Annotated in this window: 15 protein-coding genes and 4 tRNA genes; 4 read left to right on the top strand and 15 right to left on the bottom strand. The window is 39.4% G+C overall.

The window, feature by feature from the left end:
• Positions 1 to 63 precede the first annotated feature (63 nt).
• The gene (locus MKL51_RS02880) at positions 64 to 597 is read right to left on the bottom strand and encodes an HPP family protein (protein WP_017481261.1); all 534 of its coding nucleotides are present in this window, start codon (positions 595 to 597) and stop codon (positions 64 to 66) included.
• A gap of 97 nt (positions 598 to 694) precedes the next feature.
• Between MKL51_RS02880 and MKL51_RS02885 the strand changes: the two genes are divergently transcribed.
• Together MKL51_RS02885 and MKL51_RS02890 are read left to right on the top strand one after the other, a co-directional pair.
• Complete coding sequence (locus MKL51_RS02885) at positions 695 to 1,243, top strand: TetR/AcrR family transcriptional regulator (protein ID WP_005302902.1); 549 nt, start codon at positions 695 to 697, stop codon at positions 1,241 to 1,243.
• Between the two features lie 14 nt (positions 1,244 to 1,257).
• Positions 1,258 to 1,917, top strand: a complete 660-nt coding sequence (locus MKL51_RS02890) for a VOC family protein (protein WP_017481259.1) — start codon at positions 1,258 to 1,260, stop codon at positions 1,915 to 1,917.
• Positions 1,918 to 2,001: 84 nt separating this feature from the next.
• On the opposite strand, the gene MKL51_RS02895 is transcribed toward MKL51_RS02890, so the two are convergent.
• The 3 genes from MKL51_RS02895 to MKL51_RS02905 form a co-directional block, all read right to left on the bottom strand.
• The gene (locus MKL51_RS02895) at positions 2,002 to 3,231 is read right to left on the bottom strand and encodes a CaiB/BaiF CoA transferase family protein (RefSeq protein ID WP_017481258.1); all 1,230 of its coding nucleotides are present in this window, start codon (positions 3,229 to 3,231) and stop codon (positions 2,002 to 2,004) included.
• 51 nt (positions 3,232 to 3,282) lie between these two features.
• Entirely contained in the window at positions 3,283 to 4,605 is a 1,323-nt protein-coding gene (locus MKL51_RS02900) for an MFS transporter (RefSeq protein ID WP_017481257.1), read from the bottom strand.
• A 225-nt stretch (positions 4,606 to 4,830) separates the two neighbouring features.
• Positions 4,831 to 6,051 (bottom strand): acyl-CoA dehydrogenase, encoded by a 1,221-nt coding sequence (locus MKL51_RS02905; protein WP_017481256.1) that lies wholly within the window; start codon positions 6,049 to 6,051, stop codon positions 4,831 to 4,833.
• A 245-nt stretch (positions 6,052 to 6,296) separates the two neighbouring features.
• On the opposite strand from MKL51_RS02905, the gene MKL51_RS02910 reads away from it, so the two are divergent.
• Positions 6,297 to 7,244: a LysR substrate-binding domain-containing protein gene (locus MKL51_RS02910; RefSeq protein ID WP_017481255.1), complete on the top strand. Its 948-nt coding sequence runs from the start codon at positions 6,297 to 6,299 to the stop codon at positions 7,242 to 7,244.
• A 102-nt stretch (positions 7,245 to 7,346) separates the two neighbouring features.
• Here the strand turns inward: MKL51_RS02910 and MKL51_RS02915 are convergent, their stop codons facing one another.
• Entirely contained in the window at positions 7,347 to 8,522 is a 1,176-nt protein-coding gene (locus MKL51_RS02915) for a zinc-binding dehydrogenase (RefSeq protein ID WP_017481254.1), read from the bottom strand.
• Positions 8,523 to 8,923: 401 nt separating this feature from the next.
• Between MKL51_RS02915 and add the strand changes: the two genes are divergently transcribed.
• A complete protein-coding gene (gene add / locus MKL51_RS02920) occupies positions 8,924 to 9,916 on the top strand; it encodes an adenosine deaminase (protein WP_005803337.1) in 993 nt (330 codons plus the stop codon).
• Between the two features lie 52 nt (positions 9,917 to 9,968).
• On the opposite strand, the gene MKL51_RS02925 is transcribed toward add, so the two are convergent.
• The 10 genes from MKL51_RS02925 to MKL51_RS02970 form a co-directional block, all read right to left on the bottom strand.
• On the bottom strand, positions 9,969 to 11,087 hold the full coding sequence (locus MKL51_RS02925) for an acyltransferase family protein (protein ID WP_017481253.1): 1,119 nt from the start codon (positions 11,085 to 11,087) through the stop codon (positions 9,969 to 9,971).
• 281 nt (positions 11,088 to 11,368) lie between these two features.
• A tRNA-Pro gene (locus tag MKL51_RS02930) sits at positions 11,369 to 11,445 on the bottom strand.
• Between the two features lie 4 nt (positions 11,446 to 11,449).
• Positions 11,450 to 11,525 (bottom strand) — tRNA-His (locus tag MKL51_RS02935).
• 33 nt (positions 11,526 to 11,558) lie between these two features.
• Positions 11,559 to 11,635, bottom strand: a tRNA-Arg gene (locus MKL51_RS02940).
• Positions 11,636 to 11,691: 56 nt separating this feature from the next.
• Positions 11,692 to 11,768 (bottom strand) — tRNA-Pro (locus MKL51_RS02945).
• Positions 11,769 to 11,910: 142 nt separating this feature from the next.
• Positions 11,911 to 12,975 carry a quinolinate synthase NadA gene (nadA, locus tag MKL51_RS02950; RefSeq protein WP_017481252.1) on the bottom strand — a complete coding sequence of 355 codons (1,065 nt, stop codon included), beginning with the start codon at positions 12,973 to 12,975 and terminating at the stop codon, positions 11,911 to 11,913.
• A 144-nt stretch (positions 12,976 to 13,119) separates the two neighbouring features.
• Entirely contained in the window at positions 13,120 to 14,340 is a 1,221-nt protein-coding gene (argJ, locus tag MKL51_RS02955) for a bifunctional glutamate N-acetyltransferase/amino-acid acetyltransferase ArgJ (RefSeq protein ID WP_017481251.1), read from the bottom strand.
• A gap of 134 nt (positions 14,341 to 14,474) precedes the next feature.
• A complete protein-coding gene (locus tag MKL51_RS02960; protein WP_032063532.1) occupies positions 14,475 to 14,954 on the bottom strand; it encodes a methylated-DNA--[protein]-cysteine S-methyltransferase in 480 nt (159 codons plus the stop codon).
• A 12-nt stretch (positions 14,955 to 14,966) separates the two neighbouring features.
• Positions 14,967 to 15,287 (bottom strand): DMT family transporter, encoded by a 321-nt coding sequence (locus MKL51_RS02965; protein ID WP_002115842.1) that lies wholly within the window; start codon positions 15,285 to 15,287, stop codon positions 14,967 to 14,969.
• A gap of 149 nt (positions 15,288 to 15,436) precedes the next feature.
• Positions 15,437 to 16,432, bottom strand: coding sequence for a cation transporter (locus MKL51_RS02970; protein WP_017481249.1), 996 nt, complete (start codon positions 16,430 to 16,432; stop codon positions 15,437 to 15,439).
• Positions 16,433 to 16,440: the final 8 nt, after the last annotated feature.

The following is a 16,440-nucleotide window of genomic DNA, read 5'->3' on the forward strand; positions in this document are numbered from 1 at the left end:
ATTCACTATCTTGGCGTAGTGAATACTTTCATTATTTTAAGCTCAAAACACTTCATGCCATCCCTACTTTTTACTGTTTAAAATTCCCAAGCCATACATTGGCCACTTCGTACTTGCTTTAATATTATTAATGAGCATCGCCACTAAAACTAAAGACACTGCACCAACCAAAACAGGGAAAATTAAGAAACTCCACTCGTAATGTATGCTGCTTGCGGTGAGCAAAATAACCAAAGGATTAGCTCCAGCAGGTGGATGAACGCATTTAAAAATCTGCATGAGTGCAATAGCGCAGCCCACTGATAACGCAATTGTAAAAATAGAAACACCGACAAATTTTAGAAAAAACAAACCCACAAAAGCCGAGATAAGATGCCCAAATATAATATTTCTCGGCTGTGCCAAAGGTGACTGCGACACGGTATAGAGCAATACACAGGTCGCACCAAACGGCGCCATGATAAAGATATTGTGTGTGAGTTTACTCAACCACAGAAGTATAAAAATACTGACTGTCCCCCCAACAAGGCTTCTTAAAACATCAATTTTAGTGGGCGATGGAGCCAGTTTTTCTTTGCCATAAAAAATCGAGAACATGGTTTTATTCCTTAAACAGACATTGCTTTTTAAAAAGCATATAGATAAAATTTCAAATAGTACAGATCTGTACTATTTTATTTTTTGGAAAAGTTTTATGTCAAAATCTGCCTTAAAAATATTAGATACAGCCGAGAAGTTATTTAACGAAAATAGTTTTGTCGGGGTTGGTGTCGATCTGATTCGCGATGAATCTGGCTGCTCAAAAACCACGATGTACACGTACTATAAAAATAAAAATCAACTGGTTAAGTCTGTGCTCGTTGCACGTGATGAACGGTTTAAGCAAAGCCTTTTGGGCTATGTGGGAGATGCAACAGGGTTAGAGGCCATCAATAAAATTCTGGATTGGCACACTAACTGGTTTAGACAAGATTTTTTTAAGGGCTGTTTATTTGTAAGAGCTGTCGCTGAATCTAACCAAGATGATCAAGACATTATTTCTATTTCTAAAGCCCATAAACAATGGATTAAAGTATTGATTGCACAAAACTGCAATATACCCAATGGTGAAGCTTTATCTGAGCTGATCTATACAGTGATTGAAGGCTTAATTAGCCGCTTTTTAGTCGATGGTTTCGATGAAATACTTGCGATAAACATGAAAAATTCTATTAATCAATTATTTAATATTCATCAACATTAGCATGAGAACTTAAAATGAAAGTGGACCATATTTTTATTTGTGTACAATCAGGCGCTCCCGAAGCTGAAACTTTAAAAAAATTCGGTCTAACAGAAGGTTCATCCAATAAGCACCCAGGTCAAGGTACCGAAAACAGACGATTTTTCTTTAAAAACATTTTTATCGAGTTAATCTTTTTAAATAATCCAGAAGAAGCCTCAAGCGATCTCACCAAACCAACTCTGCTTTTTGAACGACTGAGTGCTCAAGATAATATCCCGTCCCCTTTTGGTATTTGCTTTAGACCTAAAGATAAAGATGATAACGGCGCAAAATTTCCTAATTGGGTTTACAAGCCAAGCTATTTACCAGCCAGCTTAGAAGTAAATGTTGCCAAAGACTCTGTTGTATCTGAGCCAATGTGGTTCTTTCTCTCATTTGCTTCACGACCAGACCTTGCTGCGAAAGAAAAACAACAACCACTTGTGCATAGCAAAGATTTATCAGAAATCACCTCAATTAAGGTTTCTATTCCAAACCTCGAACAGCACCCTACTTCGTTACTGTTCAATACGCTTGATGATTTTGAAGTGACTGATGGATCGGAGCATTTAATGGAAATTAGTTTTGATCATGAACATCAAGGAATAATTCATGATTTCAGACCAGAGCTGCCGCTTATTTTTAAATATTAAAACGCTTAGTTTCTAATAAAAACTGTGATTTATTGCAAATCACAGTTTTTATTTAAATTGAATCACATTAAAAATGACAATAGCTTAAGCAATTTTTCCATCAATAATGCCTTTCTCTTTTAACGCAGCTAGCTCTTCTGCTGTTTTAAATCTCGATAAGATTTGAGCCGTATGTTCACCCAACTCTGGCGGTGCATGATGATATTCAACTGGAGTATCAGACAACTTGATTGGTGAGCCAATCGTTTGGAAGTTTTCATTTAAACGATGAGGAATATTGACCAACAAATTGCGATGTACAATTTGTGGTTCAGCCAAGGCATCTTCAATAGAGTTGATAACACCTACGGGTACTTTTAAAGCATGAATCATCTCAACCCATTCTTTAGCAGTTTTTTGCAAAAAGTGCTCCGATAATAAAGGAATCAGTTCATTTCGATATTTGACACGGTCTTGGTTGCGCACAAAATTTTCATTTTCGAGTAGCTCTTGATAACCAATTGCAATACACAAATCTTTAAACTGTTTATCGTTACCACAAGCAATAATAAATTCTTTATCTTTGGCCTTAAAAGTTTGATACGGCACAATACTTGGGTGTTGATTACCCATGCGCTGTGGGGCTTTACCAGAAGCTAAATAGTTCATTCCCTGATTTGCCAGTGCCGCGACCTGCACATCAAGGAGTGACATATCAATATATTGACCGCGTCCAGTGTGTGAGCGTGCAATCAAGGCCGCTTGAATCGCAATCGTGGAATACAAACCCGTTTGAATATCTACCACAGCCACACCAACCTTTTGTGCACCACCGCCTGCCACATCATCAGGCTCGCCAGTAATACTCATTAAGCCAGACATACCCTGAATAATAAAATCATAGCCAGGCTCTTGTGCACGTGGGCCATCTTGTCCAAAACCCGTAATCGAGCAATAAATAATATTTGGGTTCAACGCACTTAAGGAAGCATAGTCCAAACCATATTTAGCCAAAGACCCTGTCTTATAATTTTCAATCACGACATCAGCAGTCTTGGCAATTTCATAAATTAAAGTCTGACCTTCGGGTGTGGTAATGTCCACCGCAACTGAATATTTATTACGATTGGTACACTGGAAATAACCAGATTCACGGGTCATGTTTCCATCTTGATCGGGCATCCATGGTGGTCCCCACATGCGGGTGTCATCACCTACTCGAGGACGTTCAATTTTAATCACTTCTGCGCCAAGGTCTGCCAAGATTTGCCCGCACCATGGCCCCGCAAGTACACGACTTAAATCTAAAACCCGAATTCCTTGTAATGCACCCATAACGATACCCTTATCTTTTAGAAGGCACTCAACGCACCTTCTTTTCATTGTTTATGATTGTCTTTGTGGATCGTACTGACGATCTTTAATAAATAAGCCTGGCAATACACCCGCAACAAAATACGCAGCGCCCATCACAATAAAGGCCATGGTAAAAGTTCCACCCGATGCTAAGAAACCAATCGTGGCTGGTGCAATCGCTGCCCCAACACGACCAATGTTATAAGCACCGCCAATGGCTGTTCCGCGTACATCAGTTGAAAAACTTTCAGCCATATAAGTCGCATTTACACCATATGGAATGCCATATAAGAAGCCAAAAGTGATTAATAAATACAAAATATTGTCAGGCGTATTGAAGAAAATAATGATTGGCAAGAACACGGCGCTGGCTATTGTTCCAAACACAAAAACAGCACGGCGGTTAAATTTGTCAGCAAGATAACCCGCTAAAATTTTGCCTAGAATCATTGCAGTATATGAACCCACCATATAACTGGTTAAGTTTTTAAAGTTCATATGTACTTCTGTTTCTAAATAACTTGGCATCCAGTTGTTAATGCCGTAATAACCAAACTGTAAGAAAAATGCTGTGGTCATCCACAACAAAAACATTTTACGGTGCTTAAAGTTATTAAAGATTTGTTTGTAGATACTGCTACTTTTCGGCTTTTCAGCCACCACTCTTTCTTTAGGTTGTCTGTTGCCTTGTAAGCTTTCAATTTTGGTGAGCTGCCAAGATTTTGGCTCTGGCACAAAGCGTTGCAGGAAAATATTAACAAAAGCAGGCACTACGGTCAGGAAGAACAAAACACGCCAGCCATGATCTGGAATAATTGCACCAGCTAATAACGTCGCAGCAATATAACCTACGGTCTGACCCGTCTGTAATGTGCCCAAGACCGTTGTACGGTAAATTGTCGGCACATATTCAGCCATTAAGGTATTACAAGCCATATAGAGTGCTCCGATTCCTAAAGCACCAATAAAACGTAGAGCCATAAATTGCTCGAAGCTTTGCGTAAAGCCTAACAAACAAGTCGCTACCGAAAAGAAGGTTACCGAGTTGGCAATCGTTCGTACACGGCCAAACTTGTCACATGCCCAACCACCCAAAATACCGCCAATACCCATACCTGCTAAAGAAGCACTGCCTAAGGCACCCGCTTGAAAGGTACTTAAACCAAACTCCGCCTTTAAACTGGTCAAGCTATAAGACAGCAGCATAATATCAATGCCATCGACCACCATCGCAAAATAGGCAAATAACAACGCCCATTTCCATGTATTTGGTCCAATCTTTTCATATGTTCCAAGGTTACTTGGAAATGTGGTTCTTAATTCTTTCGATATTACTTGAACGTCATTGTTCATATTTATTTCCTCATTTTCCCAAATGAGTCATCGGTAGCCTACTTATGTTTTCTGTATGACTTAATCTTCTATATTTTCACCATCTTATATTTAGTTTTAAGTACACAGAGGACATCTTCACATGAGTATCCTTACGATGAATCTTGTCATTTTCCATAAATTTTTGCGTAAAAATCCCTAAAGGTGCTCTCGAAAGAACACCTCTATCTTTAAAAAATGATTGAGTTAGTTACTAAATGCGGCAATGCCTGTTTGTGCACGACCTAAAATTAAGGCATGAACATCATGTGTACCTTCATAGGTATTTACGACTTCAAGATTGACCAAATGACGTGCCACACCAAACTCGTCACTAATGCCGTTTCCACCCATCATGTCACGTGCCATGCGGGCAATATCAAGTGCCTTTCCACAGTTATTACGCTTAATTAAAGATGTACCTTCAACGGATGCAATACCTTCATCTTTCATACGGCCAAAACGTAAAGCAGCCTGTAAACCCAAAGCAATTTCAGTTTGCATATCTGCCAGTTTCTTTTGAATCAACTGATTTGCAGCCAATGGACGACCAAATTGTTTACGGTCCATGGTGTATTGATGGGCTGTATGCCAACAGAACTCGGCAGCACCCATCGCACCCCATGCAATACCATAGCGGGCGCTATTTAGACAGGTAAATGGGCCTTTTAAACCTCGAACTTCAGGGAACGCATTTTCTTCAGGTACAAAAACGTTATCCATCACGATTTCACCCGTAATCGAGGCACGTAAACCGACCTTGCCATGAATGGCAGGCGCAGATAGGCCTTCCCAACCCTTTTCTAAAATAAAGCCGCGAATGTCACCCACATTACCTTCAGCAGAAACTTCTTTTGCCCAAACGACAAATACATCGGCAATTGGACTATTGGTAATCCACATTTTTGCGCCACTTAAACGATAACCACCGTCAACTTTTTTAGCACGAGTAATCATACTGCCCGGGTCTGAGCCATGATCAGGTTCAGTCAAACCAAAACAGCCAATGTATTCACCTGTGGCAAGTTTAGGTAAATACTTTTGCTTTTGCTCTTCAGTACCAAATTCATGAATCGGAACCATGACCAATGAGCTTTGCACGCTCGCCATAGAGCGGTAGCCCGAGTCGACATATTCAATTTCACGCGCAACCAAACCATAACTCACATAGTTCAAACCCGCGCCGCCATATTGCTCAGGAATGGTTGGGCCAAGTAAGCCAAGCTCTCCCATTTCACGGAAAATAGATGGATCTGTTGTTTCATGACGGAATTGTTCAAGTACACGGGGTTGCAAACGTTCTTGACAATAGGCATGAGCCGCATCACGAATCATGCGCTCATCTGGGCTAAGCTGTTGCTCAATTAAAAATGGGTCTTGCCAGTTAAATTGAACTTTTGCTTTTTTTGTTGTCACCATGTGATTCATCGCATCCTCTGCTTAATTTGAACTTCTTTATTTAACTCGATGTTATGCGTGAAAAATGCAGTAATCAAACGATAAATGTTCATGCAGATATGCGACTTACGCATATTTAAAATAAGACGTATTAAATTTAGATATTTAATTCATTGTATTTCATTAAAAATGGCTTATTTTTATACTAAACTTTGATATCTGCGTTTAGATCATATGCTGTTTTGAAATATGACGACAAATAAAAGGATTTATTTATGCGAAGAAGCATCCCTTCCATTCAGGGTCTAATTTGCTTTGAAAGTGCAGCAAAACATCTAAGTTATACCTATGCTGCGCAAGAGTTATGTATTACCCAAAGTGCAGTTTCTCGCCAAATTCAACAATTAGAAGATTTCTTAGGCGTTGAACTCTTTATACGTACTCGGCATGGTGTCGAACTCACCATTGCTGGTCAGCAGTATTTTAAAAGTATTAAGCCCTACTTATTAGGTTTAGAGAAATGTACAGCCGATGTGATTTCTCATAAGGGTTTAGGTGGAACATTAAAGTTAGGTGTGGTTCCTACCTTTGCAACGCGATGGTTATTACCCAAACTCCATCTTTTAAATCAAAAACACCCTGAAATTACGGTTCATTTAGAAACCAGTACTAAACCTTTTTTATTTAATGACAACATTTTTGATGCTGCGATTTTTGCAGGTACGCAACAGCAAATTGACCACTGGCCCGGCATACAAGCACATTATTTAATGGATGAAGAAATTGTACCTGTGTGCTCACCAAGACTAATCGAAAAGTATTTTCCAGATGCGGTGATGATTAATGAAAATACCTATGATTTAAGCCCAGAAGATTTATTAAAAATCCCTCTACTACAACAAACCACTCGACCTAGCATTTGGCAAGAATGGTTTCTCACTCATCAGATGCAACACCCGAAGCCTTTTGATGGACAACGCCATGAGTTATTTTCAATGCTTGCGGTTGCTGCCAGTCATGACATGGGAATGGCTCTAATTCCGCAAATGTTGATTGAGTCTGAACTACAAAAAAAGGAACTGGTGATTGTTTCCAATAAAAAATTAAAAGGTAGCCGAAAGTATTACCTTATTCATTCGGGCCAAGACATCTCACCGACTATTCAAAAATTTGTTGAGTGGATTTACCAAGAACTAGAACAACTAAAGAGCAATTCAAATTAGCTCAGCAGGTTTTATTTATGCTCAATATTACGATCTATAAAATAAAAAAGATTGTGATTTGATTAATCACAATCTTTTAGTTAAGTATAAATGACTTTGAAATTAATGACTCATTAATTGAATATCTGAACCACTACGCTTCGGGTCAATCAAAATTTTGGCATGTTGTTCAGGGTCACGTAACGCTTCAAATGCATTGGTAACTCCTTCTAAGCCAACAACACCCGTAATCAGTGGTGAACAGTTCACTTTACCTTCTGCAATCATGTGTAGCGCATCTCGAAACTCAAGCGGTGTATAGCCCAACACAAACTGAATTTCTAACTCTTTATTAATTGCAAGTGCGGGTTCGATTTTGTCACTTTGCATGCAGACGCCCACCCCAACAATTCGGGAAAATAAAGGCGCCCCTTCAATAATCTGCTGTAAAACACCCGGTACGCCCACACATTCAAAAATAACAGGACGTTTTGGCAGAGCACCCAATTTATCAATCATGCGCCATCCATGCCACCAAGGTAAGCGTGTCGCTTGCAACTTATCAAACAGTCCCATGCCCATGTTAATGGCATCAGAAACATTGCCAAGCAAACCAAACTCTTTCCAGTTGGCAAATGGTGATGTCTCTTTAGGGTCTACCACAATATCCGCACCACATTGCTCGGCAAGCTTACGACGGTTTGGAGAAAAGTCACTGGCAACTACAGTTTTAACACCAGCCGCTTTAAGCATTAATATGACACCTAACCCAACAGGACCACAACCAATCACAATCGCAGGTTCACTTGTTTTTACACGGCTACGGCGAACAGCATGCAATGCAACCGCCATAGGTTCAGTCATGGCAGCACTATCGGCATCTAGACCGTTGGGTACTTCAAACATCAAGCTCGATTGAGCCAATACTTGCTCGGCATAGCCACCCGAAGCATTTGGAGAAAGCCCTGTAGATAAATAACCATGCTGATCTACATTTAAAAGCGGCATTGCACAGACAAGTGTATCGGCTTTAAATTTATGACGTGTTTTTGGGCCGTAGTCTAAAACCTTGCCACAAAACTCATGTCCCAATACAAACGGATCTGTAGACTTGGCTAAACCATTAAACCCGACACGTGCAGCCAAATCATGCATGTGGTCGCAGTGGTGCTGCATATGTAAATCTGAACCACAGATCCCACATCGCACCACTTCCAATAAAACCTGCCCTTTTGCAGGCGTTAAGTTCGGTTGGTCTACCACTTGTAATTTTGCTTGATGACAAAGTACCGACTTCATTTGAGCGCTTCCTATTTCTTCTTTTTCATTTACTTGCCAGAAATAGATTTCTACAGATAAATTAATCGCTTTATCAGTTTGGTCTTTAGCAAGCCTTTATTCATCTTTACAACTAAAAAGCAAAATACCAATGACCATTCTTCAGCCAATCCACTCTTGAAGAGTCAACAAAAACAGGCTCAGCGAAATTAAAAACAATAAAAATCTTGGTGCTTGTATTTTACACAGACTGCGTTGTCTTCTTAGGCCAGAACAATGTCATCAAAATTAAAACTTATACAAATATAGTAAGTTCAAAAAACTCAACTCAACGCTTTTCACAAAAACATAGCAAATCCAAACTTTTATCAGCGCAACTAAACATGCATGATGAATTGATACGAACAGATAAGAAGAAATTTATGATTACTAAAACGCTTCCACTTACAGATATACACCGCCACCTTGATGGCAACATCCGCATTCAAACCATTTTAGACTTGGGGCAACAATACAATTTAGATTTACCTGCTTACGACATTGAATCTTTACGACCCCACGTACAAGTGATGGATAACCAACCAGACTTATTAAGTTTTTTATCTAAGCTCGATTGGGGTGTAAAAGTATTAGCGAGCCTAGATGCCTGCAAACGTATTGCTTTTGAAAACATGCAAGATGCAGCACAGCAAGGCCTAGACTATGTAGAGCTGCGTTTTTCCCCGGGTTATATGGGAATGACACATCAACTCCCGCTCGAAGGTGTTGTTGAAGCTGTGATTGCTGGCGTAAAAGAGGGTAGTCAGGTGTACGGGGTAAAAGCGAATTTAATTGGCATTATGAGTCGTACTTTTGGTCAAGAAGCCTGCGAAAAAGAATTAAATGCCCTGCTTGCCCATAAAAATGATATTAAAGCGTTGGATCTCGCTGGAGATGAGCTTGGTTTTCCGGGCAATTTATTTATTGATCACTTTAAAAAAGCACGTGATGCAGGTTGGCACATTACCGTACATGCAGGCGAAGCTGCTGGCCCAGAAAGTATTTGGCAAGCCATTGTAGAATTAGGTGCAGAACGGATTGGACATGGTGTTAAAGCAGTTCAAGATTTAAAACTTCTAGATTATTTGGCTAAACACCAGATTGGGATTGAATCTTGTCTCACCTCAAATATTCAAACCAACACAGTGCCTTCTTTAGCAGAGCATCCATTAAAGACTTTTTTAGAACATGGTGTGCTTGCTACCATTAATACGGATGACCCAGCAGTAGAAGGCATTGAGATACAACATGAATATTTAACTGCTGCCCCACTAGCAGGTTTAAGCCCTGAGCATATTTATACAGCTCAAGAAAATGGACTTAAAATCGCATTTTTATCAGAACAAGAAAAAGATGAGTTAAGACAGAAATATTGAAAGAAAAAACTGCCTTATGTAGTACCTTATTTAAATGATCATAAGAGCATGATTATAATTTTTTTAATGGTCTTCTCAAAAAAGGACACTCAATAAACTTATAAGTAAACAAAGATACTATCGTCACCAATAATGCTGTAGGCAAGAAGAATGAATAATATTTTTCCAATGAAATTGTCTTCAAATCCACAATATTAATTACGGTAAAAATTGTATATAATACAAGCCCGTGTATTAGATAAATACTATAACTTATTTCTCCAAGTACTTTTAAACCCTTATGATTTAAGATACCAAAGCTATATCCACTAACAATAAATGAGAAAATAACAGCCAAACTTAGCATCTGAAACCATGAATAAGCTTCAGTGAAGAATAATACTATGATGCTTAAAATGCCTAATACAATATGGGTAATAGCAGGTTTAGTCTGCATGAATTGCTTAAACCTATCCTTATACAATACTGCTGGAATTGCAAGGAAAAATAATGCATATAAGTGATGAGACTTATGCTTAAAGATATATACCATAAAAGCAATGACTAGAATACTAGATATCCATTTGGGAATCTTTTGCTGCCAGATCACAAAGATTAGGGGTAAAGCGAAATAAAATTTCCATTCGTATATTAATGTCCAATGAACACCAGCAATGACTAACCCACTTTCAAAGTTCTGAAAACTTCCACCTTTAAATAGAATCCAGTCACTAACCCACTTTAGGAATTCTATGTAATTTGATGCTGTAATCTGAACATTGAGTAATGTAATTGCCAAAATAAATAAAAAGACAAATAGATATAAAGGAATGATTCGCTTGATACGTGAAATGTAAATTTGCTTCCATGAAACTTCATCTTTTCTGATTTTTGAGATAAACAGATAACCTGTAATCAAAAAAAATAATGAGACTGCTACTCCACCAAAATTATCTATTAAAATATTTTCGGGCTTTTTCCACTCTCCTACTGTTTTCCATATATATGTAATGTAGAAATGATGTGTCATAACCGATAAGGCTAGTATGCCTCGCAGACCATCAATGGTTGATGTTCTGCCAGAATTTGTCTCTGGCAAAATATTAATTTTGGTGAAGATAAGGGAAAATATAGTTACAGAAAAACATAGTAAAACAAGCAAGAGCAATGCTTCATTTTGAAAAAGTGTCATAAAAATATAAACTTACTTCTTAGGAATAAAGAGTATTCTAATTTTTATTGTGTTAAATTTCTATACAAAAGTTTACAAAAAATAAAATTATGTTTAAAAAATTGAGAAGGAGTAAAGATATAAAAAAACAAATTATATCTGAATATTACTTTAAAAATCATCTTGTATTCAAATTTTAAGAACTTCGCGATTTTTGAGAAAATAAAAAAATTAAATTTTTGCTAATTTATAAAAATAGGATAATTAAATAAACTATTTAAGAAATGAAAAAATTATTCAAATGGTCGGAGCAGTAGGATTCGAACCTACGACCCCCTGGTCCCAAACCAGGTGCACTACCAGGCTGTGCTATGCTCCGAAATTGGGGTGAATGACGGGATTCGAACCCGCGACAACTGGAATCACAATCCAGGGCTCTACCAACTGAGCTACATCCACCATCAAATAAGTTCTACATACCAAGCTACCAAATGGCGCGCCTGACAGGATTCGAACCTGTGACCATCCGCTTAGAAGGCGGATGCTCTATCCAACTGAGCTACAGGCGCTTAACCGATGATGCTTATCATGCGATACTTCGCCGATCTTAAAATATTCTTTTAAGTGGTCGGAGCAGTAGGATTCGAACCTACGACCCCCTGGTCCCAAACCAGGTGCACTACCAGGCTGTGCTATGCTCCGATCTATCTCAGCTTTTGCTGTATCGCACATCGTGCGGTACGGTGTGCATTCTAGGCGCGACGCCCTCAGACGTCAACACCTATTGTCAAAAAAAGTTAAAAATCCTTATCAAATGTATATTTAACAAGCATTTTGAGGCTTTTTAACGTTTTAACGATGCACTAAAGGCTAACATTCGATCTAAAGGCATTTTGGCACGTTCAGCAAGCGCTGGATCGACGTGTATTTCCTGATCACCTTTTTGTAAAACTTCTAAAATTCCGTCAAGTTCATTCATTGCCATCCACGGACAGTGCGCACATGAACGACAAGTTGCCCCCTCACCCGCTGTTGGCGCTTCAACTAAAATCTTATTGGGTACTGCTTGCTGCATTTTGTAGAAAATACCGCGGTCAGTTGCCACAATGAGTCTTTCGTTTGGCAAAGTCTGCGCAGCTTTAATGAGTTGAGAAGTACTACCTACCGCATCTGCAATTTCTACAACTGACTCTGGTGACTCAGGATGTACCAATACAGCAGCGTCTGGATACAGTGCTTTCATGTTGGCAATACCACGCGCACGGAATTCTTCATGCACAATACATGCGCCATCCCAAAGCAACATATCTGCACCAGTTTTCTTCTGAATATAGCGACCTAAGTGCTGATCTGGTGCCCAAATAATTTTTTCACCTAAGCTGTCTAGATGCTCAACAATTTCAACCGCACAGCTTGATGTCACGACCCAATCTGCACGTGCTTTAACAGCAGCCGATGTATTAGCATAAACAACTACAGTGTGGTCAGGGTGCTGATCACAAAATGCCGTGAACTCATCGACAGGACAGCCCAAATCGAGTGAACAGGTTGCTTCAAGTGTCGGCATTAAAATTGTTTTTTCAGGAGACAGAATTTTTGCTGTTTCTCCCATAAACTTAACACCAGCCACAACCAGTGTAGAGGCTGCATGATCTCGTCCGAAACGGGCCATTTCTAAAGAGTCAGAAACGCATCCACCTGTTTTTTCGGCAAGTTCTTGTACTTCAGGGTCGCAATAGTAATGAGCAACAAGGACAGCATCACGTTTTTTGAGCTCTGCTTCGATCTGCGCAAACTTTTCTTGTTTTGCTTCTTCACTTAAGCGATTGTCTTTTGGCTCACCTAAACGGTCTAAATGCGCTTGTACAATGTTTTTTGCATCGTTGGCAATTAAAGTCGCATCACTCATAAAACGTCTTCTCTATCCTTCATGCTGGCATACCTGCTCGCATATAACGTTACTGCTTAAATGATTTACGGATTGAATCATTTAATATCAAAAGATGGGGCTAATAAAAAAGCCTCTTTGTCGAGGCTTGATTATAACTGATATTTAAGAACGGTAATCAGCATTAATTTTGACATAGTCGTAAGATAAGTCACACGTATATACCGTGTCTTTGGCCTGACCACGTCCTAAATCAACACGAATGGTAATTTCGGTTTGTGCCATAACGCGCGCACCCGCTTCTTCGGTATAGTCCTCAGCTGCGCCACCGTCTTTACAGATTTGTACATCGTCTAACCACACTTGAATTTTAGACACGTCTAAGTCTTTAACGCCTGCATAGCCAATCGCAGCTAAAATACGTCCCCAGTTCGGGTCCGATGCAAAAAGTGCAGTTTTGACAAGTGGTGAATGCGCAATGCTATATGCAATGTCACAACATTCTTGAGTATTTGCGCCGCCTTCTACAGCAACAGTAATAAATTTCGTCGCACCTTCACCATCACGGACAATTAACTGTGCTAAACGATTCATTACACGAGCAAGAACTTCTAACACTTTAGCGTAGCGTACATCACTGTCCGATGTAATTTCAGCGCCACCCGCCTGACCTGTTGCTACGAAAATACAAGAGTCATTAGTCGAAGTATCGCCATCAATCGTAATACGGTTAAATGAATGCTCAACCGTGGTTTTTAGTAGCTTTTGTACTAAATCACGGCTAATAGGTGCATCTGTTGCCACGAAACTTAACATGGTTGCCATGTTCGGGCGAATCATTCCGGCGCCTTTACTAATACCTGTCATGGTATAAGTAATGCCATCAAGTTCAAATTGTTCAGATGCGCCTTTAGGCACAGTATCTGTTGTCATAATGCCAGTTGCAGCATCATTCCAAGCAGCATCTTGTACGCTATTTAATGCAGGCTGAAGACCAGCAAGTAAACGCTCCATTGGAAGCTGCTCACCAATCACACCTGTAGAAAATGGAAGTACTTCAGAGCTATTAACTCCTGCAAGCTCCGCTAACTTCGCGCAAGTATCTTGAGCGTTTTTCAAACCTGTAGGTCCAGTACCCGCATTGGCATTACCTGTGTTAATCACTAAATAGCGCGGATTACCTTCGGCAAGATGAGCTTTAGAGACATGAACAGGTGCTGCACAAAATGCATTTTGAGTAAATACACCAGCAACATTTGAGCCTTCTGCAAACTCAAAAATGACTAAATCTCGTCGGTTTTGGTAACGTACATATGCTTCTGTTGAGCCAATTTTTACACCTTTTACCACATACATTTGTGGCATTGTTACGTCACCGACAGCCATTTTTAGAACATCCAAAGTTTGTTATGAATAAGATCAATATTTCAAAAAAGCAATGCAGTGAAGCACCGACCTTATGAAATATCATAGTGGACAGCTTAGTAGAAAAGACTAAAAAAATCGAGCGCAAAAACGGCTCATTGTTGCTCTAGTTTTAATAAAATATCTTTCTTATCAAGCCCACCAGCAAAACCAACTAAAGCTCCACCAGCACCAATGACTCGGTGACAAGGTGCAATAATGGAAATTGGGTTTTTACCGTTTGCCGCGCCCACTGCTCTCACCGCTTTTTCATTGCCAATTTGGAGTGCAATATCTTTATAACTTCTTGTTTCCCCATAAGGGATGGTCAGTAAAGCAGACCAGACCAACTTTTGAAATGCGGTTCCTTCGAAATCTAGTGGCAATGTAAACTCTCGGCGTTTACCTTCAAAATATTCTTGTAATTGTCGTTCGGTCTTTAATAAAACTGGATGTTCAAGTTGTTCGACCAGCTCAGCCAGTCGAACACGTTTTGGATTTTCATTGTCCCAGAGTACTGCCACTAAAGCATTTTCATTCGCAACTAGCTTTAATTGCCCAACAGGCGAATTGATATACTTATAAGACAGCAACATAGTTTTATTCTCTTAAGACGGCGATGAAATTTTCATTAAAACCAAACCTGACACAATTAATACAGCGGCAATCATTCGCATAGCTCCAATAGGTTCATGAAGAAAAAATATACCTACAAGAAATGACCCAATTGCGCCAATGCCTGTCCAAACCGTATAGGCAGTGCCAAGAGGTAAAGTTTTCATTGATATTGAAAGCAGAACTACACTCAAAATCATAAAAACTACGGTAATAACACTAGGGGTTAAACGTGTAAAACCTTCGGACATTTTCATAGAATATGCCCAAATGATTTCAAATACACCTGCTAAAATTAAAATAGCCCAAGCCATAACATTCACTAATTTTTATAGCGTCAGGTCGTCCCGACATGATGTCCCATTATGGGGGAGGTCGTTCCTCCTTTATGTGAGGACTCAGTTTACTTTAAAATAAAAAATGAAGGCAAACCCTGACACAGGCTTGCCTCTATCAGAAAATATTATTCATTTTTTAACTGTAAAATTTTTCGTGCACCATTTAAAACAAACAAAACAATAATCAATCCAATCATTAAATCAGGATAACGCGAACCTGTAATGGCAACCAATATTCCCGCGACAATGACACCCAAGTTGACGATGACATCATTTGCAGAAAAGATATAACTCGCCTTCATGTGTGCCCCGCTCTCCTTATGGTCTCTCATTAAATAAAGGCAACTAATATTGGCCGCAAGCGCTAATCCGCCAATTAAAATCATGAGAATTGAAACGGGTTCACTGCCATAAATAAAACGGCGCAGTACATCAACTAACACAATCATGGCTAAGCCAAACTGCAACCACCCCGAAAGATGTGCAGCCCTTAATTGCGCATTTAGATTTTTACCCACCACAAATAAAGCAATGCCATAAATTGCAGCATCGGCAAACATATCGAGCGAATCGGCAATTAATCCTGTAGAGGAAGCGATGATGCCGGCCATAAACTCAATGACAAACATGACACCATTAATCAGTAACAACCATTGTAAAACTTGCTTTTGTGCTGCATTAGTTGAAGAACTAGCTCGAACCTTTTTAGGTTTTTCAACTGGTTCATAATGTGGCTGCGTTTGTTGTAACTCTGCTCCTAATCCTAGACGCTGTAAACTTTGAGTAATCATTTCAGCCTGAACACTATGATAAATCGCCAAATGACGCGCTGGTAAGTCAAAATAAAGTTCTTGAATATCGTCATTGTAAGAAGCCAAAGCCATCCGTACCATTTGCTCTTCGGCTGCACAATCCATGCGAGGAATATGGTAATAACTTACCCATTGACTCTTTTTAGCCACAGGTTCACTAGGCGTGAAACTCTCCTGAGACGACCTGCTTGAGCATTCGCAGTTAGAGCTATTTTTACTTAAATGTATTTGATTCTCTTGTTTTTCTAAAGCCATCTTTGCACCATAACTGACACAAAAAACAATGCCATTAGTATAAACCAATGGCATATGTTTAA

Origin of the sequence: Acinetobacter sp. AOR18_HL (genome assembly GCF_027855145.1) — a bacterium.
GTDB lineage: Bacteria > Pseudomonadota > Gammaproteobacteria > Pseudomonadales > Moraxellaceae > Acinetobacter > Acinetobacter pittii.